The organism is Enterobacter sp. BIDMC93 (assembly GCF_001037805.1).
Lineage (GTDB): Bacteria > Pseudomonadota > Gammaproteobacteria > Enterobacterales > Enterobacteriaceae > Enterobacter > Enterobacter hormaechei_C.
In genome coordinates, this window is the sequence record NZ_KQ089962.1 from 1,300,772 (window position 1) to 1,324,273 (window position 23,502).

General features: G+C 52.8%; 27 protein-coding genes and 1 tRNA gene. 15 read left to right on the forward strand and 13 right to left on the reverse strand.

The genetic code is table 11. The features are described from left to right. Positions 1-8 precede the first annotated feature (8 nt). Positions 9-1,526, forward strand: coding sequence for a lysine--tRNA ligase (lysS, locus tag SK58_RS06160; protein WP_003863452.1), 1,518 nt, complete (start codon positions 9-11; stop codon positions 1,524-1,526). Positions 1,527-1,574: 48 nt separating this feature from the next. On the opposite strand, the gene idi is transcribed toward lysS, so the two are convergent. Beyond that, a complete protein-coding gene (idi, locus tag SK58_RS06165) occupies positions 1,575-2,117 on the reverse strand; it encodes an isopentenyl-diphosphate Delta-isomerase (protein ID WP_003863454.1) in 543 nt (180 codons plus the stop codon). A 163-nt stretch (positions 2,118-2,280) separates the two neighbouring features. Between idi and actS the strand changes: the two genes are divergently transcribed. Both actS and SK58_RS06175 read left to right on the forward strand, forming a co-directional pair. Further along, a complete protein-coding gene (actS, locus tag SK58_RS06170; RefSeq protein ID WP_022651807.1) occupies positions 2,281-3,021 on the forward strand; it encodes an amidase activator ActS in 741 nt (246 codons plus the stop codon). Positions 3,022-3,101: 80 nt separating this feature from the next. Then, positions 3,102-3,175, forward strand: a tRNA-Gly gene (locus SK58_RS06175). Between the two features lie 251 nt (positions 3,176-3,426). Here SK58_RS06175 and SK58_RS06180 read toward each other — a convergent pair. Further along, the gene (locus SK58_RS06180; RefSeq protein ID WP_017382883.1) at positions 3,427-3,852 is read right to left on the reverse strand and encodes a hypothetical protein; all 426 of its coding nucleotides are present in this window, start codon (positions 3,850-3,852) and stop codon (positions 3,427-3,429) included. 512 nt (positions 3,853-4,364) lie between these two features. Between SK58_RS06180 and SK58_RS23045 the strand changes: the two genes are divergently transcribed. The 5 genes from SK58_RS23045 to SK58_RS06205 all read left to right on the forward strand — a co-directional run bounded on the left by SK58_RS23045 (position 4,365) and on the right by SK58_RS06205 (position 8,239). Beyond that, complete coding sequence (locus tag SK58_RS23045; protein ID WP_017382882.1) at positions 4,365-4,508, forward strand: hypothetical protein; 144 nt, start codon at positions 4,365-4,367, stop codon at positions 4,506-4,508. A 259-nt stretch (positions 4,509-4,767) separates the two neighbouring features. Further along, the gene (locus SK58_RS06190; RefSeq protein ID WP_017382881.1) at positions 4,768-5,436 is read left to right on the forward strand and encodes an isochorismatase family protein; all 669 of its coding nucleotides are present in this window, start codon (positions 4,768-4,770) and stop codon (positions 5,434-5,436) included. Between the two features lie 222 nt (positions 5,437-5,658). Further along, positions 5,659-6,834 (forward strand): OmpP1/FadL family transporter, encoded by a 1,176-nt coding sequence (locus SK58_RS06195; protein WP_017382880.1) that lies wholly within the window; start codon positions 5,659-5,661, stop codon positions 6,832-6,834. A gap of 63 nt (positions 6,835-6,897) precedes the next feature. Continuing rightward, on the forward strand, positions 6,898-7,527 hold the full coding sequence (locus tag SK58_RS06200) for a winged helix-turn-helix transcriptional regulator (protein ID WP_015571785.1): 630 nt from the start codon (positions 6,898-6,900) through the stop codon (positions 7,525-7,527). A gap of 100 nt (positions 7,528-7,627) precedes the next feature. Then, the gene (locus tag SK58_RS06205) at positions 7,628-8,239 is read left to right on the forward strand and encodes an outer membrane beta-barrel protein (protein WP_032619086.1); all 612 of its coding nucleotides are present in this window, start codon (positions 7,628-7,630) and stop codon (positions 8,237-8,239) included. A 59-nt stretch (positions 8,240-8,298) separates the two neighbouring features. Here the strand turns inward: SK58_RS06205 and SK58_RS06210 are convergent, their stop codons facing one another. Next, complete coding sequence (locus SK58_RS06210) at positions 8,299-8,697, reverse strand: hypothetical protein (RefSeq protein ID WP_048219535.1); 399 nt, start codon at positions 8,695-8,697, stop codon at positions 8,299-8,301. Positions 8,698-8,868: 171 nt separating this feature from the next. Here SK58_RS06210 and SK58_RS06215 point away from each other — a divergent pair, with 171 nt between their 5' ends. Beyond that, positions 8,869-10,836, forward strand: a complete 1,968-nt coding sequence (locus tag SK58_RS06215) for an alkyl/aryl-sulfatase (RefSeq protein WP_048219538.1) — start codon at positions 8,869-8,871, stop codon at positions 10,834-10,836. A gap of 102 nt (positions 10,837-10,938) precedes the next feature. Here the strand turns inward: SK58_RS06215 and SK58_RS06220 are convergent, their stop codons facing one another. After that, a complete protein-coding gene (locus SK58_RS06220; RefSeq protein ID WP_023295372.1) occupies positions 10,939-11,823 on the reverse strand; it encodes an SDR family oxidoreductase in 885 nt (294 codons plus the stop codon). A 61-nt stretch (positions 11,824-11,884) separates the two neighbouring features. Continuing rightward, entirely contained in the window at positions 11,885-12,274 is a 390-nt protein-coding gene (locus SK58_RS06225; RefSeq protein WP_032649404.1) for a YdeI family stress tolerance OB fold protein, read from the reverse strand. 139 nt (positions 12,275-12,413) lie between these two features. On the opposite strand from SK58_RS06225, the gene SK58_RS06230 reads away from it, so the two are divergent. From SK58_RS06230 to SK58_RS06245, 4 genes are read left to right on the forward strand one after another with little or no spacing between them, the layout of a single operon-like run. Next, the gene (locus tag SK58_RS06230) at positions 12,414-12,917 is read left to right on the forward strand and encodes a hypothetical protein (RefSeq protein WP_039269853.1); all 504 of its coding nucleotides are present in this window, start codon (positions 12,414-12,416) and stop codon (positions 12,915-12,917) included. A gap of 9 nt (positions 12,918-12,926) precedes the next feature. Next, positions 12,927-13,373 carry a DUF421 domain-containing protein gene (locus SK58_RS06235; protein WP_006811854.1) on the forward strand — a complete coding sequence of 149 codons (447 nt, stop codon included), beginning with the start codon at positions 12,927-12,929 and terminating at the stop codon, positions 13,371-13,373. Positions 13,374-13,384: 11 nt separating this feature from the next. Continuing rightward, on the forward strand, positions 13,385-13,903 hold the full coding sequence (locus tag SK58_RS06240) for a 2-oxo-tetronate isomerase (RefSeq protein WP_039269856.1): 519 nt from the start codon (positions 13,385-13,387) through the stop codon (positions 13,901-13,903). A gap of 15 nt (positions 13,904-13,918) precedes the next feature. Next, positions 13,919-14,905 (forward strand): SDR family oxidoreductase, encoded by a 987-nt coding sequence (locus SK58_RS06245; protein ID WP_040118062.1) that lies wholly within the window; start codon positions 13,919-13,921, stop codon positions 14,903-14,905. Here the strand turns inward: SK58_RS06245 and SK58_RS06250 are convergent, their stop codons facing one another. The 7 genes from SK58_RS06250 to SK58_RS06280 all read right to left on the reverse strand — a co-directional run bounded on the left by SK58_RS06250 (position 14,906) and on the right by SK58_RS06280 (position 21,258). Further along, on the reverse strand, positions 14,906-16,531 hold the full coding sequence (locus tag SK58_RS06250) for an alpha-amylase family protein (RefSeq protein WP_045907054.1): 1,626 nt from the start codon (positions 16,529-16,531) through the stop codon (positions 14,906-14,908). A gap of 8 nt (positions 16,532-16,539) precedes the next feature. After that, positions 16,540-17,550, reverse strand: a complete 1,011-nt coding sequence (gene cydB, locus SK58_RS06255) for a cytochrome d ubiquinol oxidase subunit II (protein ID WP_015571779.1) — start codon at positions 17,548-17,550, stop codon at positions 16,540-16,542. Continuing rightward, positions 17,550-18,953, reverse strand: a complete 1,404-nt coding sequence (locus SK58_RS06260; RefSeq protein WP_017382872.1) for a cytochrome ubiquinol oxidase subunit I — start codon at positions 18,951-18,953, stop codon at positions 17,550-17,552. The genes cydB and SK58_RS06260 overlap by 1 nt, the downstream gene beginning before the upstream one ends. 70 nt (positions 18,954-19,023) lie before the next feature. Continuing rightward, positions 19,024-19,896 (reverse strand): manganese catalase family protein, encoded by an 873-nt coding sequence (locus tag SK58_RS06265; protein WP_015571777.1) that lies wholly within the window; start codon positions 19,894-19,896, stop codon positions 19,024-19,026. 17 nt (positions 19,897-19,913) lie between these two features. Continuing rightward, positions 19,914-20,420, reverse strand: coding sequence for a ferritin-like domain-containing protein (locus SK58_RS06270; protein WP_017382870.1), 507 nt, complete (start codon positions 20,418-20,420; stop codon positions 19,914-19,916). Between the two features lie 61 nt (positions 20,421-20,481). Continuing rightward, a complete protein-coding gene (locus SK58_RS06275) occupies positions 20,482-20,979 on the reverse strand; it encodes a YciE/YciF ferroxidase family protein (RefSeq protein WP_003862851.1) in 498 nt (165 codons plus the stop codon). A gap of 90 nt (positions 20,980-21,069) precedes the next feature. Then, complete coding sequence (locus tag SK58_RS06280) at positions 21,070-21,258, reverse strand: con-10 family general stress protein (RefSeq protein WP_015571775.1); 189 nt, start codon at positions 21,256-21,258, stop codon at positions 21,070-21,072. A 453-nt stretch (positions 21,259-21,711) separates the two neighbouring features. Between SK58_RS06280 and yjdI the strand changes: the two genes are divergently transcribed. Together yjdI and SK58_RS06290 are read left to right on the forward strand one after the other, a co-directional pair. Further along, complete coding sequence (gene yjdI, locus SK58_RS06285; RefSeq protein WP_015571774.1) at positions 21,712-21,942, forward strand: 4Fe-4S mono-cluster protein YjdI; 231 nt, start codon at positions 21,712-21,714, stop codon at positions 21,940-21,942. Positions 21,943-21,952: 10 nt separating this feature from the next. Beyond that, positions 21,953-22,225: a GNAT family N-acetyltransferase gene (locus SK58_RS06290; protein ID WP_003862848.1), complete on the forward strand. Its 273-nt coding sequence runs from the start codon at positions 21,953-21,955 to the stop codon at positions 22,223-22,225. Positions 22,226-22,258: 33 nt separating this feature from the next. Here the strand turns inward: SK58_RS06290 and SK58_RS06295 are convergent, their stop codons facing one another. Then, entirely contained in the window at positions 22,259-23,488 is a 1,230-nt protein-coding gene (locus tag SK58_RS06295) for an amino acid permease (protein ID WP_015571773.1), read from the reverse strand. Positions 23,489-23,502 lie beyond the last annotated feature (14 nt).

The window sequence follows — 23,502 nt, forward strand, 5'->3', positions numbered from 1 at the left end:
GAACCAACATGTCTGAACAACAAGCACAGGGCGCTGACGCGGTAGTCGATCTTAACAACGAACTGAAAACCCGCCGCGAGAAGCTGGCAGCGCTGCGCGAGCAGGGCGTGCCGTTCCCGAACGATTTTCGTCGTGACCACACCTCAGACCAACTGCACGCAGACTTCGACGGTAAAGAGAACGAAGAGCTGGAAGCGCTGAACGTTGAAGTGTCCGTGGCGGGCCGCATGATGACCCGTCGTATCATGGGTAAAGCGTCCTTCGTGACCTTACAGGACGTTGGCGGCCGCATTCAGCTGTACGTCTCTCGTGACGACCTGCCGGAAGGCATCTACAACGAGCAGTTCAAAAAGTGGGACCTCGGCGATATCCTGGGCGCTAAAGGTAAACTGTTCAAAACCAAGACCGGTGAACTGTCTATCCACTGCACCGAACTGCGTCTGCTGACCAAAGCCCTGCGCCCGCTGCCGGACAAGTTCCACGGTTTGCAGGATCAGGAAGCGCGCTATCGTCAGCGTTACCTGGATCTCATCTCTAACGATGAATCCCGTAAGACCTTCAAAATTCGCTCCCAGATCATGGCCGGTATTCGCCAGTTCATGGTTAACCGCGACTTTATGGAAGTAGAAACCCCGATGATGCAGGTGATCCCAGGCGGTGCCTCCGCCCGTCCGTTCATCACCCATCACAACGCCCTGGACCTGGACATGTACCTGCGTATCGCGCCGGAACTGTATCTGAAGCGTCTGGTGGTCGGCGGTTTCGACCGTGTGTTTGAGATCAACCGTAACTTCCGTAACGAAGGTATCTCCGTACGTCATAACCCAGAGTTCACCATGATGGAACTCTATATGGCGTATGCGGATTACAAAGATCTGATCGAGCTGACCGAATCCCTGTTCCGCACCCTGGCGCAGGACATTCTGGGCACCACCCAGGTGCCTTACGGTGAAGAGGTGTTCGACTTCGGCAAGCCGTTCGAAAAACTGACCATGCGCGAAGCGATCAAGAAATACCGTCCGGAAACCAACATGGCGGATCTGGATAACTTCGACTCTGCGAAAGCGATCGCTGAAAGCATCGGTATTAAGGTTGAGAAGAGCTGGGGTCTGGGCCGTATCGTGACCGAGATCTTCGAAGAAGTGGCCGAAGCGCATCTGATTCAGCCGACCTTCATCACCGAATACCCAGCGGAGGTGTCTCCCCTGGCGCGTCGTAATGACGAGAACCCGGAAATCACTGACCGCTTCGAATTCTTCATCGGTGGCCGCGAAATCGGTAACGGTTTTAGCGAGCTGAACGATGCAGAAGATCAGGCGCAGCGCTTCCAGGATCAGGTTAACGCGAAAGCGGCAGGCGACGACGAAGCGATGTTCTTCGACGAAGACTACGTGACCGCGCTGGAGCACGGCCTGCCGCCGACGGCTGGCCTGGGTATCGGTATCGACCGTATGGTGATGCTGTTCACCAACAGCCACACCATCCGCGACGTGATCCTGTTCCCGGCGATGCGTCCGGTGAAATAAGCCTTTAAGACGTAAAAAAAGCCCCGTGCGTTTATCGCCGGGGCTTTTTTATTGCGCCGCGAAGGCGCTGAGTTTTTCACGCGCGGTGTTCGCTTCCTGCACCATCCACGGGCTAAATGCCCACGGTGTGGCGTCCAGCGCGCGGAATAGCGCGTCCAGCTCCACCCACTGATACTCCATTACTTCATCGTCATTGATTGCGAGGGTATTCGTTACGCGGGCGGCATAGACCGGGCAGATTTCGTTTTCAACGATCCCTGACGGGTCGGCTTCACGGTAGCGGAACTCCGGGGCAATGGGGGTGATGTCTGTGATTTCGGCGCCGACTTCAAAGCGACAGCGGCGGATAATCGCCTGCTCTGTCGCTTCGTCGGCCTGTGGATGACCGCAAACGGAGTTGGTCCATACGCCGGGCCAGGCTTTTTTACTTAATGCGCGCCGGGTGATCAGACATTCTCCATTAGCGTTAAACAGCCATGAAGAGAAGGCCAGGTGTAGCGGGGTGTGTGACGTGTGCGCGGCGTACTTCTCCTGAGTGCCAATCACCTTTCCCTGGTCATTTACCAAAATAACGTGTTCTTGAATACTCATTGATGCTCCAGTGCCAAAATGCTTAATGGTTCAGCACCATCAGCGGAATTATTATACTGCATTCTTATGCGAACGGTTTGGCCCACAGAGCGGAAAAGGGCATGACCGGCATCAGTTTGGGCTGCTATCATAGTGCGCCATTCACGCTGACCGAGGAGCTGTTTTGTTTGCAGGAAGCCTGACGAGAAACCCGATCATTGCCGTTTTCTGCCTGACGCTGACGCTACTTGTAGCAGGATGCTCGGGGAGTAAATCTTCGGATATGGGCAGTTATTCCGGTGCAGTCTATACCGTTAAGCGCGGGGACACGCTCTACCGCATCTCACGCGCCACGGGAACCAGCGTGAAGGAGCTGGCGCGCCTGAATAATATCTCTCCACCGTATACTATTGAGGTAGGGCAGAAGCTCAAGGTTAACGGCGGTTCCTCCTCAGGGAAAAAGTCCTCAACGCGTAAAACAGCCAAAGTCACGCCATCCTATCAGGTGCCTAAATCATCCTGGCCGCCGGTTGGTCAGCGCTGCTGGATCTGGCCTGCAAGCGGAAAAGTGGTTGCGCCGTACTCGCTCTCGGAAGGTGGCAATAAAGGTATTGATATCGCTGCCGCACGCGGCACACCGGTTTACGCTTCAGGGGCCGGGAAGGTGGTCTATGTCGGTAACCAGCTTCGTGGATACGGTAACCTGATCATGATTAAGCATGGTGAGGACTACATTACGGCGTATGCGCATAACGACACGATGCTGGTCAATAACGGCCAGAACGTGAAGGCGGGGCAGAAGATTGCGACCATGGGCAGTACCGGGACGGATACGGTTAAGCTGCACTTCCAGATCCGCTATAAGGCCACGGCCATCGATCCGCAGCGTTATCTTCCGGCGCAGGGCAGTAAGCCGAAGTGCTAAGTGATTATTTAATCGCCACTTAGTGGGGGAAAGGCTTGTATGAAGAGGCGTAAGGTCTATAATGCCTTACGCACCTCAAAGCGGGCGTAGTTCAATGGTAGAACGAGAGCTTCCCAAGCTCTATACGAGGGTTCGATTCCCTTCGCCCGCTCCAGAATTTCCCCAAGAAGAACCGTTCAAAAACTCTCTTTATTTCAGTAGGTTGCTCAGTAGCGCTGACTAACTTGTTTAGGCGTTATGTCCTGTAGAGCATTGACGTCCTCCCTGCACACGAAATGCAGGTAACCCTCTGACAGTCTTATGAAATCGCTGTGCTACGCTTGTCTTCTAACCTCTAAGGGGCTTAATGGTTTCTGTTGTCTAAAACCAGAAGAGAAAGAGCCAGCGTGGCAGCTGGCTATGTTTTTAGTATGGTGATGCGGTTAAATAGACAGGGACGGAGTAGATCGAGCCACCTGCCAGATAATCCGCAGGGCTGTGAAAGGTGTAAATGGTTCCCTTCACGGAAAGGTAGATCGCATTATTCTCGACCTTCTTCAATGCATCTTTGTCCGTGGTGATCATGAAAGGCTGGTGATCGTTCTCCAGACTCGCCATAAACGCTTTATCATCTTTGGTTACATCATAGAGATAGAAACGGTAGGAAAAGCCTGTGGTGGCTCCTGCACTCGCTTCTGTGATGTAAAGATTAGCCAGATTGTTAACTTTCGCCTTCTTAATAATCACTTGCTCAAGTGGTGAAAAGTGCAGCAAGTTGTATATCCCATAGGCGACAACAGCCAACAGGATCAGAAGTAGATACCGCTTCTTAAAAACCTGTGCGTTTTGCATAGTCGATACCCGCTCTTATCCAGTACTGGTCGTTAGGATCATCACCGTAAGGCGTTGAGCCAAACCAATCACCAAAAGCCGGATCCGTTGTTCCTGCGCGGCTTTGCGTTAAGCCATAGGTAAGCTGGAATAGCCATTTTCACTTTTTCCTCATGCTGTTATAAAAAAAAACCATAGAGAAAGTGTACCTATATGTGAGAGGGCAATAAACGATTAAATCTAACAAAATCATTAATTTAAATGTGATTAAATTTGAGTTAAGTTAAACTAAAGGGAAGGTAGGCATTGCACCCTCTCGATTATTGCAAAGCCCGTATGTAATCTGGCAAGGCTTTCAATTGGCTATCTTTCATCGCCGGAACAGGAATACCCCTATCAGTCTTTCCTGTACTGGCGTACCTGCTTCCCCCTTTCGTTCATTGTTATGATCGGTTGTCGGCATAACACGCTAAGTTGCACATTTCCTGTACCCTGGATACCCTGAGATTAATCCTAATAACTCAAGGGTGAGTATGGCTACCGGGAAGAGAAAGAACCAAAAGGAATCACCTGAAGAAGAGTTAGATCGCTTGCTGGATGAGCTTGAACTCACAGAGGAGCAACGGGAGTTTATCGAATCCATGCGGGAGGATAAGGGCGATCCCAGTAATGAATAACGCTTGCCTTCAGCCGAACGAATACGAATGGCCGCGTAACGGCATTGTAAAGATTTCTTCTCCTCACGAGGGCTTTCCGTCAGCGTCGATGGCTCAGCGTACCGTGCCAGAAATTGTCCTGAAATGATGCGGTATTCAGACCGGATCGGACTACTATTCATTAGGATTTATCAATGCATTATACCCTGACCATGTGCATGTAAAATCGCGGAGCCGGGAGAGTTGACGGCAATGTAAAAGAAATCATGAGGAAAGAAATATGGCTGCTACAAACGGTATGATTGATACTGATGACGCTGTAATTTTACTCATCGACCATCAGAGTGGCTTATTCAACACGGTACGTGATGTGCCTGTACCAGACCTTCGTAATTATGTGACAGCGATAGCCAAAGTTGCCACGCTTTTAAATATCCCGGTGATCACCACGGCCTCTGTTCCTGACGGTCCCAATGGCCCGCTCATCCCGGAAATTCACAAATATGCACCCCATGCCGTGTATGTTCCACGCACCGGGCAGATTAATACCTGGGATAATCCGGCGTTTGTGAAGGAAGTGGAAAAGACGGGCAGAAAGACCCTGATTATTGCCGGCACGCTCACCAGCGTCTGCATGGCGTTCCCTGCGGTTAGCGCTGTCCAGGAGGGGTATAAGGTTTACTGTGTTGTGGATGCCTCGGGGAACTGGTCCAAAATCGCGACCGATACCACCATCGCGCGCGTGGCTCAGGCGGGGGCGATCCCTACCGATACGTTTGCCATTGTCGCTGAATTAATGAGAACCTGGAACCGCGAGGAAGGTTCTCGCTTTGCTGAGATCCTGGCAGAGCATGTCTGTCCGGAATATAAGTGCCTGATTGAAAGTTTCGGCAAAGCTCAGGAAATTGCCAGAACGGGCCCGGAAACCAATCTGGAGCATTATAAGTAAGGCCGGATAAACCTGAACAAAATTCCTGGATTTTATCGTCCTGTACCTGAGCGTATTACAGGTGCAGGACGTAGCGGCGCCTTATTCCGGACGTCGCTGAATTGTCAGAGATATTAAGAGGGGCTGAACCGCGCATAATTTAAAATTAAACCCTCTTCCTTTTTACGTCATCAGGCGCCCCTGTTATATCTGTCGGCAAATTTTTTATTTCCCGGATCGCAGATGAAAACACGACTCCTCCTGTGCGCGGGCTTATTTGCCGCCTCCAGTGCCCATGCCAGCGCCCTCTATTTTTATGAAGCCGGCACCGAAGATACCGCGCTTGCCGGAGCAGGGCAGGCGGCTCGTGCGCAGGATGCCTCGACAATCATGACCAACCCTGCTGGCATGACGCGCCTGCCGGATCATATGGTCACTGGCGGGTTACAGGTTATGGATGGCTCCATCGACAACCAGCTGGATAACCATGCCCATCAAAGCCCCGGCGACGTGATGAAAACCATCCCGAATGCCAGCGCCTTTTATAGCCAGAAGATAAACGATGATCTTTATGCCGGGATCGGGCTTTACGGTAATTACGGTCTGGGGATCGATTACGGTAGCTGGGCGGGCGACAGGCTGATTAAAAAGAGTACCCTGGTTGCAATGACGCTCAGTCCGTCACTGGCATACAAGCTCAACGACCGACTCTCAATAGGGGCGTCCGCCAACGTTAATTACGGTTATTTCTCGCTGACCCGCAACGTTAATGATAATGACTATCGGCAGCATGATGAGGACTGGGCCATGAGCTATCGGCTTGGGCTACTCATGCAACTGACCGACCAGACGCGAGCCGGTATTACATGGAACAGCGAGACGAACTATCGCTACTCTGTTAACGGCAAAGCTCGAGTACAGAATGGTGCCTACGACCTCCCGGTGTCGGCACAAATCAGCGCGCCGCAGCAAATCATGCTCAGTCTTGTGCATGATATTAACCCTCGGTGGTCGGTTATGGGCGATCTCGGCTGGCAGGACTGGAGCCAGTTCGGTGCCCCGCAAATCGTCGTTGGGGATCGGCAACTGAACAACGTCAGCCGCCTGAAGGATACGTGGCACGGCGCGGTGGGCGTGCAGTATCGTCCAACACCTCAGTGGCGACTGAATACCGGTGTGGCGTTCGACAGCTCGCCGTATGAGAGTCAGAGTGATGTGGCCTTAACTTTACCCACCGGGGATGAGTGGCGATTTGGCACGGGAGCCCAGTATCAGATCACCCCGGCCAGCAATATTGGTATTGCCGTGTCGTATCTTCATATGCAGTCGTCGCATGTGAAATCCCCGACGGCGTTTGCCGGAAGTTACGATCATCCTTATCTTTGGTTTGCCAGCGTCAACTACAGCTATCAGTTTTGATCGGCTAACCGCTTAAAATATATGGTCTATAATGGCAGATATTGAATGTCAGAAGGTTGTACCATGCATATTTTACCGCCTGTTCGACCCGAAAAATCCATCGAAAGACTGACCGCCATCCTTGAGCCGATAGCGGAGAAAGTGCACGTTGTTCCGCGTAAGCGACTCACCTGGTTACGGAAGGGGAAACAGCAGATGTACCTCTTTCTGGAAGGAGAGCTGTCCCTGCTGCGGGCTTCGGATGGACTGGTGGTAGTGACCGTTTACGAGCCGCATTTGTTTGGTATTGCAGAGATGATCCAGCCTACGCAGGGGCACCTTCTCCGTGCTGAAAGAGAGTCGACTATTTTACGTCTCGATGCGGACAAGGCGGCTGAGTTGTTTCGTGCCGAGGGCGTCTGGGAGGATGTCGCCGCGCTGCTCTCATACCATACGGCCTATTTAATATTCCGTGATGCCCAGGTACTCCAGCAGCGTACCTATTCCGTTATTCGTAACCACCTTCAGGAAATGATTTTGCTCCCGGAAGAGACGCGTTTGCGTACCACGATTCTGGAATATATCCAGGATCGTACGCTGCTCTCTCGCAGCAGTATACTCAATGTATTATCTGCCCTTAAGCAGGGGGAATATATCGCCTTTAAGCGCGGTGGATATCTGCTTGAGGTCAGACATTTACCCGAGTCATTCTAGCGGAAGTTTAAAATTAAACAGAAATGCAATTAACGCTACCGTTAATTTTCTATATCGTTTGCTTTCTCAGATTTAACATTATCAAGTAAACGGTATATTTATGAAAAAGACAGTTATCGCATTGATTATGGCTAATGCATTTACCGCCACTTCCGCGTTCGCCGCCGCTGATGCGGGCACCTGGTATAGCGGGGCTAAATTCGGTTGGTCTCACTATTTTGATACCAATATGGGTTCAAAAGCGTTTGAGAACACGTATTCCGATCACTTCGATTTTAACCATGATAATGTCGGCGGGGGTGTTTATACGGGTTATCAGATTACCCCATGGCTTGCGGTAGAAGGTGGTTATGATTATTTAGGTAACATGCAGATTAAAGGTCAGCATGGCGCCGGGGCGCAAATGAAGACGCAGGGCCTGCAAATGTCTCTGAAGGCCAGTTATGCCCTGACCAGTGACTGGGATATTTACGGCCGTGCCGGCGCAATGGGCTATCGCGCTGAATCCGATGTAAGTGGTCACAATCGTTTTGAAACCGGTGTGCGCCCGCTTGCAGCCGTGGGTACTGAATACGCTTTCAATAAAAACTGGGCGGGCCGCCTGGAATATCAGTGGGTAAGCAACGTGGGCAATGTTAACCAGATCGGCGTGAGCAGCGACCTGAGTTCCGTCACCGCAGGGCTTAGCTATCGCTTTGGTCAGTACGACTGATGCCCGTGATATGCCCATTAATAAAAACCCGGCTGCTTATGTTGCCGGGTTTTTTATTTTCAGCTGGTGAATAACGGTTCAAGAATGATATGAATATTTTGCAGGCCCATGACATTATTATCTTTCAGGTATTGCTGATTAACCATATCTAACTGTTCCAGTTTGGTCAGCGAGGCATAGACGCGTTGAACGTCACTGTCCGCAACAAAAATTTCTTTTGCGGTGGTGTCCTGTAGATACTGTGATTTTACGCTGCGCGTTAAGGTCTCGATCTGCTGTTTATTTTCCTGATAAAGAGACGCGATATGCGATATCTGTGCCTGCGGCGGTTTTTCCCCCGGCAACACCAGTGGAATTTGCAGATGATTAATTTTTTCAACATTGTCTGGTTGGGGAGAACTACAGGCTGTTAATGTGCTGAGGGTTAATACAGCGAAAAAGAACGGCAGGCTCTTCATCGAATCACTCCGGGGAAATAACTGGACTCAGCATTATCCCTTAAGGACGCAGTGACGAAAGAATAAACTAATTTATTTATAAACGTTATTTCCATAGGTTAAAGATAAGCCTGGTGATAGCCTCCTTTCCCCCCATGTACCGCCAGCGTGAATATAACTCCTCGAGGAAGTATGAAATTTAAAACTCTCGTTAGTGCGATAGCCGTTGCTGGTCTGCTATTAGTGTCGTTGACCTCATTGCCTGTCCTGGCACAAAAGGAAGGGAAGGGAGCCACTGTCCATACGAAAGAGATGAATGATGCACTTTATGGTCAACTGCCCTTCTTCGATAAGACGGATTTCCGAAATGCGCACAAAGGCTTTATTGCCCCGCTGCCACCCGCGGTGATTAAAGGCGAAAAAGGCGCCGTTATCTGGAACCCCCAGAAATACGCTTTTATCAAAGAAGGGCAAAAAGCGCCGGATACCGTCAACCCGAGCCTGTGGCGTCAGGCGCAGCTGAATACTATTGGCGGTCTGTTTGAGGTCACGGAAGGCGTCTACCAGATCCGTAACCTCGATCTGTCGAATATGACGATTATAGAGGGCAAAGAGGGGATCACGGTTATCGATCCAACGGCCAAAGCGGGCATGGATCTTTACGTTCAACATCGTGGCAAACGCCCGGTTGTTGCCGTTATTTATACCCATAGTCATGTCGATCATTATGGCGGCGTGCGTGGCGTAGTCGATGAAGCGGGAGTGATAACCGGCAAAGTGAAAGTCTATGCTCCAGCAGGTTTTATGGAAGAGGCGGTATCGGAAAATATCATGGCCGGAAATGCCATGAGCCGCCGTGCCAGTTATATCTACGGAAACCTGTTAAAGGCCAATGTAAAAGGTCAGGTAGGGGCGGGTCTGGGGACGACCACCTCAGCCGGGACGGTCACGCTTATCGCGTCCACTCACGCCATTACCGAAGACGGGCAGAAAGAGATCATCGACGGTCTCACCTATGATTTTATGCTGGCGCCGGGGTCGGAAGCGCCGTCTGAAATGCTCTGGTATGTGGAAGAGAAAAAGCTGATTGAAGCAGCAGAGAACGTCACTCACACCCTGCACAATACTTACTCGCTGCGCGGGGCGAAGATACACGATCCGCTGGCATGGTCAAAATACATCAATAACGCCCTCGATCGTTGGGGGGATAAAGCGGAAATTATTATCGCGCAGCACCACTGGCCTACATGGGGTAATAAGAAAGTGGTGAAGCTGATGAAAAGCCAGCGTGATATCTACCGCTATATCAATGACCAGACGCTGAGGCTGGCGAATAAAGGGCTGACGAGGGATGAGATAGCCGCTAATTTCGCCCTGCCTTACGGGCTGGCGAAATCCTGGGCAGGCCGTGGCTATTACGGCTCGGTAAGCAACAATGTCAAAGCCACCTATGTCTACTATCTTGGCTGGTTCGACGGCAATCCGGCGACGCTCAATGAACTGCCTCCGGTCGAGGCGGCGAAAAAATATGTCGATTACATGGGCGGAGCCCGCGCGATCCTTGAAAAAGCCCGGGTTGATTATGCCCGGGGAAATTACCGCTGGGTGGCGCAGGTGATGAATAAAGTCGTTTTTGCCGATCCCAATAATAAGGCGGCGCGCGAACTGGAAGCGGACGCGTTTGAACAGCTGGGATACCAGGCTGAGTCAGGACCCTGGCGTAACGCCTACCTCACCGGTGCGCAGGCGTTGCGTAACGGCGTGAAGAGGATGCCGACGCCCAATACCGCCAGCCCGGATGCGGTCCGTGCCATGTCGACTGAGATGATTTTTGACTACTTCGGCGTTCACCTTAACGGCGTCAGAGCCGCGAATGCCAGAGGGATTTTTAACGTTGATCTGGGCCGCGAGGGCGGCAGGTACAAGCTGGAGCTGGAGAATGGCGTGCTGAACCATAGCGCCAACGCTCAGGCACAAGATCCGGATGCAACCATCACGCTCAGCCGCGAAACGCTGAATAAAATCATCCTCAAAGAGACCACGTTGAAAAAGGCGCAACAGGCAGGAGAGGTGACGATCGTCGGCAATGCCGCGAAGGTAAACGAAATGCTGCGCTGCATGGAGAGCTTCAGCTTCTGGTTTCCTGTCGTCACCCCTTAAACGTAATAAAGGCTGCTTTCGCAGCCCTTTAGCTTTCGCCTGCAACAATTTGCCGGGTGGCAGCTTCGCCTTACCCGGCCTACACTCTGCGAGCCTTGAGCGCTAGATGACGCCATCCCCGCCGTCTGAACACCACACCTGCCCGGAGGTGTATGAACACTCATCCGAGGCCAGGGTGACATACAGCGGTGCGATCTCCACGGGCTGTCCCGGGCGTCCCAGAGGGGTACTCTCGCCAAAGTGTTTCACTTTCTCCTGTGGCTGCCCACCGCTGGGCTGAAGCACGGTCCAGTAAGGTCCCGGCGCTACCGCATTCACGCGTATCCCTTTCGGTCCCAGCTGTTTCGCCAGCGCTTTGGTGAACACCGCGAGACAGGCTTTGGTCTGCGCATAGTCAAGCAGTACGGCGCTCGGTTTCACCGCCTGTACAGATGAGGTGTTAATGATGGAGGCGGGGGCTTTCATGTGGCGCAACGCCGCCTTTGTGATCCAGAAAGGCGCATAGACGTTGGTCTTAAAGGTCGCGTCAAAATCTTCCGTGGTCAGTTCTTCCAGCGACTCACGGTACTGCTGGCGGCCTGCGTTATTCACCAGGATATCCAGCCCGCCCAGTTTTGAGACGGCCTGCTCCACAAGGCTCTGACAAAAAGTTTCGTCCCGCACATCGCCCGGAAGCGCGACGGCATTCCGTCCTTCCGCTTTAATCAGGGCGATGACTTCCGCTGCGTCTTCTTCCTCTTCCGGCAAATAGTTAATCGCGACATCTGCCCCTTCGCGGGCATAGGCAATGGCTACCGCGCGTCCTATGCCGGAATCGCCCCCGGTAATTAGCGCCTTCTTACCGGCAAGACGACCATGCCCTTTGTAGCTCTTCTCGCCGTGGTCGGGTACGGGTTCCATCTCTGAGGCCAGGCCCGGTGGCGTCTGAGGCTGCTCCGGGAAAGGTGGCGTTGGGTAAGCGTTCGTACGTTGTTCATTATCACTCATAGCTAACTCCTTGTTAGGGGTGAGATTTGATGGATAGTTACAGCGTTAACGCTTCGCTGAATTATTTTTGCAAGTGGCTGACCCGCACTACGGGTGGGGATGATTTTTTATCGAGCGAGCCGCTAATACTGATCATGTTGTCAGGTTCCACGGTTCTGTCGTCAAATACGGCTTTCGGGATAATAACGTCGATTTTCCCGGTTTTATCCTGGAATACGTATTTATCGCCATTGCCATCAATAAGATTACCGCGCAATGAAATAGAGGCACCATCATGCATCTCTTTCGCCTGAGTAATGGTCATAATGCGCGCATCATCGGTACCACGATAACCGCTATCCAGCGCATGCGGCGGTGGCGGCGCGTCACCCTTTTGTAACCCGCCGTTATTATCTGCCCATGCAGTAGGGATAATTAATATAAACAAGGCTGAAATCACTGATAATTTCATCTGATATCCTTCATTTTGGATGTCTTGACTTATTAAGTATTGTTGCTATTCCTTTATGTGGCAAATGTGATAAGTCTTAAAAGCATTTGCACAGGAAAATCATAAATTTCGGCAATTAAGCGAAACGGTGACCACAGCCATGGAACCAAAAAATGAAAAAGTGCCTGGGATAAAAGAGAGTAGCCGTTTACTGACGTTTGAGTATGCATTTCGCCAGGTGGGTTTTATTGTGCTGTTAGCTATTATCGTGGCGGCAATTGCCGGGCTGTTTTCAAGCGGTGTGGTCAGCGACGTGGAGAAAACAAACGATGCAAAATCTCTGACCCTGAACTATGAGCGCTTCGGTCGCCGCCAGACCGAATCGCGGATGGCGGTGACGTTTCCGGTGACGTCTGAGGGGAAATATACCCTCAGCATGACCAGCGAAAGCAGCGACGCATATGAGCCCGGCAGCGTCTGGCCACAGCCGGACAGCATGTACAGCCGGGGGAATACCCTGTTTCTCGTCTACGATCGTTTACAACAGACCGATAAATTTACCGTTTTGTTATTTATCACGCCGTCAAAAGCAGGGAAGTGGACAAACAGCATCCGCGTAAACAACGAGCCAGATATCCATTTCTGGCAGTTTATTTACCCCTAGGAGTCGAATATGGACATGGTTTTTCGTGCCCTGGCAATTTACCTGTTTCTGGTCATTGTGTTTAAAGTTGCCGGGCGACGCGCTCTGCTACAAATGACCAGTTTTGACCTTATTTTGCTCTTAATTATCAGTGAGGCGACACAACAGGCGCTGCTTGGCGAAGATTTCTCCGTCACCGGCGCGATGATTACAATAACGACGCTGGTGGTTGTGGATATTATTTTTGGCCTGCTGAAAAAATATTTTTCCACTGTCGAGAATATTCTTGATGGCACGCCGGTGATATTGGTGGAGAACGGTGTTCCCCTTGCCGATAAACTGAAAAAGGTCGATGTATCCTGTGATGATATATTGGTATCAGCCCGCCAGAATCACGGTATTACAGAATTGAAGGAGATTAAATACGCTATTCTTGAGCGTAATGGTCATATTTCTATTATTCCTGACGAAAATTAAGGGGCAATGCGATGAGCAACCTTATTCACGACAGCAACAGCACCATCAGCGAGCTGACGAAAAAGCTCGCCACTCAGCTTACGGACAGAGGTTTGCGGTTAACCACCGCAGAGTCCTGTACCGGCGGCAATCTCGCGGTTGCGCTTTGTGCCGAAGAGAACACGGCGGAATTTTATGACGTTGGCATGGTGGTGTTCAGCGATGCGGCGAAGGAGAGGATCCTCGGCGTGCGGCACGAAACCATTGAGCGCTTCACCGCCGTCAGTGAACAAACGGTGACCGAGATGGCCGCTAAAATTCGCGAAATTGCCGAGGCGGATATTGGCCTTGCCATCAGCGGCTATGCGGGACCGGAAGGCGGAGACGATGGCACCGCAGCCGGTACGGTCTGCTTCGGCTGGAATATTTGCGGACAGACCGAAACCCGCACCGTGCTGTTTTCCGGTGAATGTCAGGATGTGGTGGATAAAGCGGTGCGTTATTCCCTGTCTGAACTGATCGAAATACTCTCCGGCTGGGATAACGTCTGAAACAAGGGGAAGGCTATGGCTGTGATCGTTATTACCGGCGGTACGGCGGGCGTGGGGAAAGCCACGGCGCTGCACTTTGCCAAGGCGGGCTACGATGTGGGCATCATTGCCCGCGACGAGCAGAGCCTGCGCTCCACAGAAGAGGAGTTGCGCCGTTTCGGGATCAACGCCTGCGCCGTTCAGGCCGACGTGGCGGACAGCAAGGCGGTGACCGATGCTGCTAACGAGATTGAATACCGGCTTGGGGCCATCGATGTGTGGGTGAATAACGCCATGGGCGGGATGCTGGCGCCGTTTCGCACCATGTCCCCGGAGGAGTTTCGCCGCGTCACCGAGGTGACCTATCTGGGCTATGTTAACGGCACCCGCGCCGCGCTGGAGTTAATGACCCCACGCGATCGCGGAACGATTATTCAGGTTGGCTCCGCGCTGGCCTACCGTTCCATTCCCTTGCAGTCAGCCTACTGCGGGGCGAAAGCCGCAATCCGCGGATTTACCGATGCTGTGCGCACCGAACTGATGCATGAAAACAGCCGGGTGCAGATCGCAATGGTACAGATGCCGGGCCTCAATACGCCGCAGTTCGAGTGGGCGAGGAATAAATTTGCCTGGGCGATGCGCCCGGTTCCTCCCGTTTTTCAGCCGGAAGTAGCTGCCAGCGCTATTTTTAAGGTGGCGCAGAAACCGGTGCGGGAACTGTGGGTGGGCAGCAGCACCGTCCAGTCGATTGTCGGGCAATTTCTTTTCCCCGGCTTTCTGGATCGGCTGATGGTTAAAAAGGCCTGGGAAGGGCAGATGACCGATACGTTAAATGCGGATGACCGTCAGGACTATCTGGATCAGCCGGTTAACGACCTGCATAAAATCCACGGGCACTTCACCGACGAAGCAAAAGAGCGCGCTATCAGCGTCACCTCCGGCATGCCGGGGAAAGTGCTGCTCGGCTCCCTTGCCGTCACGGGCGCGATCGTGGCCCGTCTGCTGCTCTCGCGGAGACGATAATCAGCGCAGTGCGGTACGATCGGTCCAGAACCAGCGGTAGCCATAGCCGCTGAGGTTAAGCGCGACGGTTTTGCCGCACACCAGCGCGTCGTCGTAACGTTTGTCCGCCAGGCAGGCGGTCCAGGTCGCATGCCGGATCCCTCTGGCGGTAAAATTAACGGGCTTATCGCTGAAGTTAACGAAGGTCAGAATGCTGCGCGTGTCGGTTTCGTAATAGATCCCCAGTACCGCATCGCTGTCGATATTAATAAGACGAAACGGCGCGACGCCGATCTCAGGGAACTCCGAGCGCGTATTGGCGATATCGATAATGCAGTGCAGGAGTGAGTTGCGGTGCAACAGCGAATCCGCCACGTTGATTTTTTGATAGCGGTACGGGCCGTGGTCAATCATCGGGGCGACAAAAGTTTCCGGGTCGGCATCTGAGAAACCGCCGCCTTGCGATCCGGCCCACTGCATCGGGGTGCGTACGGCGTAACGCTCCTCAAGATCCAAATCATCCCCCATACCAATCTCATCCCCGTAGCGCATGACCGGTACGCCCGGTAGCGAAAACAAGACCGCATGGCAAAAGGCCAGCCGCTTTCGATCGCCATTAAGCATCGGCGCCAGACGGCGGCGGATACCTCGCTGATACACACTCATCTCTTCGTCAGGGGCAAAGGTATCGATGACGGTTTGCTTCGCTTTTTTACCTATCCCTTCCAGATCCAGCTCATCATGATTGCGCAGCCAGTTGGCGAAGCAGCAGGAGTCCGGCGGCACAATCATCTTCTTCACCGCGTTGCGCAGCGGTCGTGCGCTCTTCTCTGCCAGGCTGACGTAAAAGTACTTATTGAGCCAGAAATTCAGCACCAGGTTGAGCCGGTCGTTCTGACCAAAATAATCTTTGTAGGCCTCCACCTCCACGTCGACTTCGCCGAGCAGGATCGCGTCCGGGTTACGCTGCTCAATAAGACGGCGCAAATGCTCCAGGATCCACAGGCCGCGTTTTTCATCCCCACGTCCGGCCTGTTTTGTCAGGTGCGATGCCGCATCCAGGCGAAAGCCCGACACCCCGAGCTTTAGCCAGAAGATGATGATGTTCTCAATCTCCTTTAGCACCGCAGGGGAGGCGAGATTGAGATCCGGCTCGTGGTGATAAAACATATGCCGGTAGTATTGCCCCGCCTCGTCGTCCCATGTCCAGATGCTCTTCTCCACGCCGGGGAACATCGGCGGCGTATCGTCGTCGTCCGTGTCGGACCACAGGTAATAGTCACGGTAGGGTGACTGGGGGTTGCGGCGGGCCTGTTGAAACCAGGGATGCGCATCCGAGGTATGCTGGATCAGCAGCTCAATAATGACCTGCATCCCCAGCTCCCGCGCCTGTTCAATAAAGGCGATGATATCGTTGAGCTTGCCGAAGCGGGGATCGACCTGCAAATGGTCGCTCACGTCATAGCCTTCATCGAGAAAAGGCGTGAGGTAAAACGGGGTGATCCAGATAACCGTCGCGCCCATCCGACGGATGTAGCGCAGCTTCGCGGTGATTCCGGCGATGTCGCCACAGCCATCGCCGTTAAGATCGTAAAACAGGGCGGTATCAATCTGGTAGATAATGGCGCGTGTATGCCAGCCTGCCATAGCAATCCTTAATGATAACCTTCGGTATCAGACACTTTGCCCCGGAAGACGTAATAGCTCCAGGCGGTATAAACCAGGATCACCGGGATGATTAACAGCGTACCAATCAGCATAAACAGCTGGCTGGCAGGCGGCGCGGCGGCTTCCCACAGGGTGATGTGCGGCGGAATAATGTGTGGCCACAGGCTGATGCCCAGGCCGCTAAAGCCGAGGAAGATCAGGCCCAGCGTTAACAGGAACGGACGGGCATGGCTGTCAGGATTGCGCGTCAGCCGCCAGATCCACAGGCTGAATACCGCGACCAGAACCGGAACTGGCAGGAACCAGAAGAAGTTAGGCAGAGTAAACCAGCGCTCGGCGACAAACTGCCAGCCGAGCGGGGTCCAGATACTTACCACCGCAATAACGGCAATCAGCGCCAGCAGCACGTGGCGGGTCAGCTCGCGCATCCGGTTTTGCAGCGCGCCTTCACTTTTCATGATCAGCCACGTGGTAGCCAGCAGGGTATAGGCGACAATTAAGCCCAGCCCGCAGAACAGATTAAACGGGGTGAACCAGTCCAGCGAGGAGCCCACAAAGCGACGCCCTTCCACGTCAAAGCCGTTGATCATCGCGCCAACCACGATCCCCTGGCTGAAGGTTGCCAGCAGGGAACCGCCGGCAAAGGAGTAGTCCCAGAATTTGCGGTGTGAAGGGGTCGCCTTAAAGCGAAACTCAAACGCCACCCCGCGGAAAATAAGCCCGATCAGCATGGCCGTCAGCGGGATGGTCAGGGCATCGATAATCACTGCGTAGGCCAGCGGAAACGCGCCGAACAACCCTGCACCGCCGAGAACCAGCCAGGTTTCATTTCCGTCCCAGACCGGGGCGACGCTGTTCACCATCACGTCGCGCTCTTTGGCATCGCCCACAAAGCTGAACAGCATGCCGATACCGAGATCGAAACCGTCCATGATGATGTACATCAGCGTGGCGAAGACAATAATGGCAAACCAGATGACCGGAATATCGACGCCCATCAGATCTTCTCCTCTTCCGGAACGGACTCGGCGGCGGACAGCGGACGGGCAGGGGTGCCCGACGTATTAGACGTTAGCGTGCCCACAGGCTGCGGACCTTTCTTAATCAACCGGGCGAGATACACATAACCCACGCCAAACACCGAACAGTAGACCACGATAAAGGCCAGCAGGCTGATGCTCATCTGCAACGTGCTGTGCAGAGACACCGCATCTATCGTGCGCAGATAGCCGTAAACGACCCACGGCTGGCGGCCCACTTCGGTGGTGACCCACCCGGCGAGCAGCGCGAGCAGTCCGGCAGGCCCCATACAGAGGGCAAACCAGTGGAATGGCCGCGAGTGATAGAGTCGACGGCGATAGCGCAGCCAGACGCTCAGCACGCCAAGGGTAATCATCAGCAGCCCCATGCCGACCATAATGCGGAAGGACCAGAAGACGATGAGCGAGTTAGGGCGGTCCTCTTTCGGGAAATCCTTCAGCGCCGGGACCTGTTTATCCAGGCTGTGCGTCAGGATCAGGCTGCCGAGCGCGGGAATTTCAAGCCCGTATTTGGTGCGCTCCTCTTCCATATCCGGTACGCCAAACAGCAGCAGCGGGGTGGCCTCGCCGGGCGGGTTTTCCCAGTGGCCTTCAATCGCGGCGATTTTGGCAGGCTGGTGCTCAAGCGTATTCAGGCCGTGCATATCCCCAACCACGGCCTGAATGGGCGCGACCAGCAGCGCCATCCACATGGCCATGGAGAACATTGTGCGAATAGCGGGCGTATCGTTACCGCGCAGCAGATGCCATGCCCCGGATGCGCCCACAAACAAGGCGCTGCACAGGAAGGCGGCGATGGACATATGGATCAGGCGGTAAGGGAATGAGGGGTTAAAGATAATGGCCAGCCAGTCTTCGGGAATGACCTGACCGTTCTGAATACTGAAGCCCTGCGGGGTGTGCATCCAGCTGTTGGAGGCGAGGATCCAGAAGGTGGACATCAGCGTGCCCAGCGCCACCATGCAGGTGGCAAAGAAGTGCAGGCCGGGGCCGACCTTGTTCCAGCCGAACAGCATCACGCCTAAGAAACCAGCTTCCAGGAAGAAGGCAGTTAACACTTCATAGGTGAGCAGAGGGCCGGTTATGCTGCCTGCGAACTGGGAAAAACCGCTCCAGTTAGTCCCAAACTGGTAAGCCATCACCAGCCCGGAAACCACGCCCATACCAAAGTTAACGGCGAAAATTTTCAGCCAGAAATGGTATAGCGAGCGCCAGACATCATTTTTGGTGCGAAGCCACATGCCTTCGAGAACCACCAGATAGCTCGCAAGCCCGATGGTGATCGCCGGGAAGAGAATATGAAAAGAGACGGTAAAGGCGAACTGTATCCTGGCCAGATGAAACGCATCAAGCTCGAACATGCTCCGTACCTCTGGAACTGATAGCGCACAAGGCATTGCCAGACAGCCTTAGGCTGCCTGGCAAAACCGGTTACGGTTTTTTCTTACCTGCACCAAGCTCGGCACCGGTAAGCGGATCGGCATTGGGGTCGGATTTCGTGCGTGCGCACATCGCTTTGACCAGCGTTTCCTGCTCTGTAGTGAGCGTTACGCTTGCGCCGCCGTCACCGCCATCGACCGCTGGCTGAGGAGATTCCACGTAGTCGAAGTGCTTATCGCTGTTCCAGCTGCCGCGAACTTCTCCCCCCTCAGACATATTGTAGTACTTGTTGGTGTACTCTTCGATTGGCGGCAATTTACCCGGTGGGAAATTGTTACGGATCGACTGGAGCGCCTTCTCAAACGAGAGCTGGTGTGCTGCCTCACGCGTCATTAAAAACGCCAGCGCATCTTTAACACCCGGATCGTCCGTTACGTTAATAAGCCGTTCGTAGATAATTTTGGCGCGCGCCTCGGCCGCTATGTTAGAGCGCAGATCCGCGGTCGGTTCGCCAATGGTATCCACGTACGCCGCCGTCCACGGTACGCCTGCGGAGTTAGTAAGCGGAGTACCGCCGCCGTAGAGCAGCGAGGTGATATGACTGTCGTTGCCGTTCTCGGTCATGGAGCGGTACAGTTCCGCTTCATTTTCAACGCCTTCCGCCAGTTCGCCTTTCGCACCCTTATTCAGCATACCCACCAGGGTGCCGATAATTTCCAGGTGACTTAACTCCTCGGTCGCGATATCCATCAGCATATCTTTACGACCGGGATCGTCGTCGCTCAATCCTTGCGTAAAGTAACGACATGCCGCGGCAAGTTCGCCCTGTGGCCCGCCAAACTGCTCAAGCAGAAGATTGGCCAGGCCCGGATTCGGTTCGGCTACGCGTACCGTGTATTGCAGCTGTTTTACGTGTCGAAACATACATTCTCCCTCTTTTGTTATTTTTTAGCTTCAACGCCATCCGCGTCGGAGCGCAGCAGGAACTGTTCCGTCGTCTGTGGAATATGCTGGAGCAGCCAGTCTGCCATCTGGCGCTCTTCTTCCAGAATGGATTCAAGGGCTGGAATGGAGGCGGTATCGCCCGCTTGTTTGGCCGCAGCCAGCAGAGAGGTGTAGCAGGCAATTTCAAACTGCTCAAAAACGTAGCCGCTGATAGAGCCTTTAACAATTTCGTCGGAAGGGAACATGCCGCCAATGGACTGGCCGAGCGCCGCCATTTTACTCATGGAATCTTTTATGACTGAACGGGAAATATCATTGCGGTCGAGAATTTCTTCCAGCACGGTAATTTGGTGTTTAGTTTCATTAACGTGTTGTTCAATTCGTGCACGTAAGTCGGGATAATTATCAATACGGCTGGCCATTGATTCCAGCATGGATTCGGCTTGCTTTTCCATCGCATGGGCATCGCGTAGCCAATCATGGTAGTGTTCTACATGATTCATAATTAACTCCTGTGATTTATTTTCTGGTTAATTTTTGGTGCTGATGCTCATCAGATATTAATTATCCTTTCTGGGCTTTTTGATTAATATTACCGACAGCCAGATCGGTTAATTTGAGATCGGTTTCTTTTTCTTCTTCCAGCGTTTCGGCAAGAAGTTTAACGGCTTTTTTATAGCCTAATTGTTCAGCCAGGGTGGCCAGGGTGCCGTAGCTGGCAATTTCGTAATGTTCAACTTTCTGAGCTGCGGCAATTAATGCAGCGTCACGCACTTCATTTTTCTCAGTGCTCTCAATAACTTCGTTGGCTTCTTCAATTAAGCCTTCCATCGCAACGCATTTCATGCGCTTCAGTTTGAGGCCGGATTCCTGCTCAATAATCTGATCGATACGTTCGATCTGTCCCTGCGTCTCTTCGAGGTGAGCCGTGAACGCGGCACTCAGCTTCTCGCTGGATGCGGCGCGAGCTAATTTGCTTAGCGCGCGGGTCAGCTGCTTCTCAGCGCTGTAGGTGTCGGATAACAGGTGAATAAATACATCTTCAACAGTTTTCATATTCATATTTTCGCTCCAGTGAAATAAAGGGAAGGTACTGCGAGCCGACGGGCCCGCAGCATGCTCTCGGTATATTTATAAGAGCTTTAAATAAGATCAGGAGTTATCAGATTTACGGCCTCCGCCGTGACTGCTCTGTCCCCCTTTCTTACCCGCTTCAGATGCGCGTTGCGGATCGTTTTTGAAATTACCGCCGCTGTGCTGGCCGCCTTTACGTCCAGCTTCTGATGCCTTTTCACGGTCTTCAGCGAAATTACCGGAACCACCACGATGTTGCTCTGCCATATATCAACCCTCATGTTGCGTTTATGTCAGGAGATACGATAAGTAATTCGTATCAGTTGTCGTTCAGAAATTAACATTAGTCGTTATGTGAGAAGAGTCAAATTTCTTGTCTGGGTTGTTTTGCGGTAATTTTGCAGGGAGTGAAGAAATACCGCTTCGTTACGAGTTTTAAAAACGGATGGGAAATCCATCAGTTAGATGAAAATAAATCCGGAGGTTAAGATTGCGCTTAGCTAATAATCCTAATGTGAACGTGGCGTGAATTATTACAAGAATTGACACAGCGCAAAAATATATCTTCGCAACGGGTGTTCTTGTATTCGGAATAATCCTATGAACGTGAAGAAGTCATGCGCTGAAAAGAGTGTGGCTAAACCTCGTTTTTGACGTGGTCAGGCGGATCGGGTGAGGGTATGCTTCTTTTGTCACCACAATAATTACAGAGGCAATGTCATGGATCAGGAGCTACTGGATGCGGGGTACCGGGCCTATACCGGTGAGAAAATCGATGTCTACTTCAACACCGGGATCTGCAAACACTCGGGCAACTGCGTGCGCGGCAGCGCGAAGCTGTTCGATCTGAAGCGTAAACCATGGATCGCGCCGGATGAAGTAGATGCAGAAACGGTTATGCGCGTAATTGATACCTGCCCGAGCGGTGCGCTGAAGTACCGCCAAAAATAAGCGAGGAACCATGGAAATTCTTGAAGGCCATAACAAGTTTTACGTCAACGACGCCGAAGGCAATCAGGTAGCGGAGATCGTCTTTGTCCCGACCGGCGAGCATCTGAGCATCATTGAGCACACCGATGTGGATCCGAGCCTGAAAGGGCAGGGTGTGGGTAAACAGCTGGTGGCGAAGGTGGTAGAGAAGATGCGCGGTGAGAATCGTAAAATTATCCCGCTGTGTCCATTTGCGAAGCATGAGTTTGATAATACGCGGGAGTATGACGATATTCGGGCGTAAAACAGATGCCCGGCATTGCGCCGGGCAGCATACTCAACCCACAAACATCACCGACACACACAGCACACCCACAATCAGCGTCAGCAGGTTACCGATGGAGCGGTACGGTTTTAATGACGGGATCAGGTACGTCGACAGCGTCGGCATGATGAACAGGATCATGGCGATAAGCGGACCGCTGATGGCATAAATCATTGAGATCGCATTCGGGTTGATGCAGCAGACCGCAAAGGTAATCAGCGACACGCCGAGAATCGAAATCGCGCGGTTAAAGGCGCGGCTTTTCTTCACACCCACCTGATTCAGCGACGATTTCACAATTTCCGTTGCCCCTTCAATCACGCCAAAATAGGTGCCGAGGAACGATTTCGACATCGCAATAATCGCCACGATAATGCCGGAAATGCCCAGCCATGCCGGGGACGATGGCATCATCGACAGCGCGGACAGGATCGTCACCCCTTCCTCTTTTGCCGCCACGATATACGACGGTGGAATCGAAAGCAGGCAGCTGAACACAAAGAACAGCACGCTGAGGCAGATGATCAGGTACGCCACTTTCATGATTTTTTTGCATTTACCCATCGCCTCTTCACCGTATTTCTCGCGACGGTCTACGGCGAAGGTCGAGATGATCGGAGTATGGCTAAAAGCGAAAACCATCACCGGGATCGAAATCCACACCTGGTGCAGCGTATGCTGGTCGAAGGCCATCTGGCTGGTCAGCAGCGACGGCTGCCAGCTGCCCGTCAGATACAGCGAGACAAACAGGAAATAGGCGATCAGCGGAAAGACAAGGAAACCCATCACCTTAATGGTGATGTGCCGCCCCATCAGGAAGATCAGATTCAAAATCAGCACTACGCCAAAGCTCACCAGCATCCGCATGCCGGTATCCACCGTCATCCGTTTCGCCAGCTGTTCAGTGAGTGAGTTGGTTATCGCCACCGCGTAAATCAGAACTACCACAAAGAAGGCCACAAAATAGAGTGTGGTGATCAGGTTGCCGATCTTTTTGCCGTAGTAATGCGAAACGGCACCGGTGATCCCTTCGTTGCCTTTCGTCTTCGACGACAGAATAAATTGCGCCAGCGCTTTATGCGGCCAGTAGGTTAAGGGATACGCCACAAGGGCGGTGATCAGCAGGACAATCGCGCCAGCAGAGCCGAGCTGAATGGGCAAGAACAGGGTTCCTGCGCCCACGGCAGTGCCGTAGAGGGCGAAACTCCAGAGAGTCTCTTCTTTTGACCAAATTTTCGACATTAGAGCAACGTATC